A 1,858-nucleotide genomic window follows, 5' to 3' on the forward strand; every position below is an offset into this window, starting at 1 on the left:
GCTCCCCGTCCGCCTGGGCCAGCAGGATGCCCGTCCCCGCCTCCGGCGGCCGCACCACGACCCACCGCTTCTCCCGCCCGTCGTTGGTCAACGAAGGCGAGTCCTCCACCAGCTCGAACCCCAGCACGCCCACGAAGAACGCGATAGCCCGGTCGTAGTCATCCACCACAAGAGAAACCAAAGAGATCCGCACCAACCCATCCTCCCGCCACAACCCCCCCGATGGGGACGCACCGCCCCCGACTGCCGGGTCGTAGGCCTCCAGGGGATGCAGGATTACCGCAGTAATCAGGTCCACGAATACGGCCGTATTCCGGTACCCGATTACTGCGGTATTCAGGGTGCGGATTACCGCTGCAATCTTGAAGACCAGGCACCGGAGCCGGATCCGCCGTCGACCGGGCAGGCATCCTCCCCCTGTCGTAGTGCCGATTCTCGGTTGCCGAAGCGGATATTGTTGGTGGGTAACAACGAGTCCGCGAGGTGCAGATGCAAGCTGGGGCGCGTCTGGTGACTTGGGTCGACGCCGACGATCGAGCAGCAGGCAGGAACGTGTCGGCGTCGGCGCAGCACGAGCTGGAACTCGCCGATGGGCGGCGCGTGCTGCTGCTCGACGACAGGGGATGGAGTTCGTCCGGAGGCTGGACATCGACATCAGTGGAAGCCGTGCGCGAGACGGCGCGCGCGGTGGTGGGGCCCGATGAACCGGCGGACGGGCAGTCCCGCGCTGAAGCGGAAGCCGAGCACTGGGCCCACCTCGCAGCGGCAGCGCTCCGGCAGGGCGTATCCGTGAGCCCGGCCGAGCTCGCGCAGTTTCCGCACGAGGTGAACATCGGTGATCGTCTCCTGCAACGCCTCAGCCCAGCCTGAACGATCCGCCGGTGCGCAGATCTGCGGGACGCCGGCGACGAGTCGCCTCGTCCTCGCTGAACAGATCGAGCGGGTCTTGCGCGCCTCAGCGCTGATGCGGACCGAACCCGAGCACCCCACCGCGTGCCTCGTGGTGCTCGCCGGGGCGGTCGGGTCAGCCGATCACGACAGCGTTCGCGCGCTGTCGGCCGAGCGCCGTTCGGTGTTGGGGCGCAACGTGACGGCTTGCGTGCGCCGCGCCGTCGAGGCCAGCGAACTGCCCGCCGACACCGACCCGGCGAGCATGGCCGCTGTGTTCACCGGATTCCTCTGGGGGGCTCGGTCGAAAGCCGCGATGGCACCCAGGCGGGCTGCCTCTACGCCGCGATCGACCACCTGATGCAGGTCTGGGACGCGAGAGTCGCCGCCGCGGCGTAGTGGGTGGAACGAGCCCTGAGCAGAGCCCGCGAACTGATCAGCCGGGCGTGGCCGTGGCCTGCCGCATCATCACCCTCGAAGACCAGCTCACCGAGGCTACCGGCCTGCCCGAACCCGGCACCCCGCGCTGACTTTGCGCGGGGTTTGCCTGCGCCGCATGGTGGGGTAACACCGAGCGCGGCACAAGGTAGGAGGCCATGGCCATGGCTGATCATCCGCTCGATGACATGTACGCGGCACGTGATGCGCTCAACCGCGCCGCGCGCAACTGCGCCGACACCGACCTCGCCTCGATGGACTGGCCGCCGTTCGGCGCGGCGCTGCTCGGAGTGCTGGGGTCCTTGCACAACCTCGCCGGCGAGCTGACCGCCCGGCTCGATCAGGTCGACCGCGACAGCCTGTACCGCCAAGCGCTGCGCGACTACCCTCACGAAGCCCTCGACCGGGCGGTCAACGACTTGGAAAGCCTCAACGCCGTGCTGGCCTCAGCCATGCGCCACGCCGGGCACTACTGGGACGAAACCCAGCACATCAGCGACGCCACCGAACCCCACCAGCCCCGCGACATCCC

Annotated in this window: 4 protein-coding genes; 3 read left to right on the top strand and 1 reads right to left on the bottom strand. The window is 68.6% G+C overall.

What is annotated here, in order from left to right:
* Nucleotides 1–298 (bottom strand): VOC family protein (locus E1181_RS33030; protein ID WP_408011019.1); only part of this gene is annotated, 298 nt, incomplete at its 3' end.
* Nucleotides 299–510: 212 nt separating this feature from the next.
* Here E1181_RS33030 and E1181_RS31040 point away from each other — a divergent pair.
* The 3 genes from E1181_RS31040 to E1181_RS31050 form a co-directional block, all read left to right on the top strand.
* A complete protein-coding gene (locus tag E1181_RS31040; RefSeq protein WP_235877182.1) occupies nucleotides 511–870 on the top strand; it encodes a hypothetical protein in 360 nt (119 codons plus the stop codon).
* Nucleotides 871–964: 94 nt separating this feature from the next.
* Nucleotides 965–1,249, top strand: coding sequence for a TetR family transcriptional regulator C-terminal domain-containing protein (locus E1181_RS33035; RefSeq protein WP_408011021.1), 285 nt, complete (start codon nucleotides 965–967; stop codon nucleotides 1,247–1,249).
* A gap of 241 nt (nucleotides 1,250–1,490) precedes the next feature.
* On the top strand, nucleotides 1,491–1,858 hold a 368-nt coding region (locus tag E1181_RS31050), incomplete at its 3' end, for a hypothetical protein (protein WP_132679964.1).

Origin of the sequence: Saccharopolyspora terrae, from assembly GCF_004348435.1 — a bacterium.
Taxonomy (GTDB): domain Bacteria; phylum Actinomycetota; class Actinomycetes; order Mycobacteriales; family Pseudonocardiaceae; genus Saccharopolyspora; species Saccharopolyspora endophytica.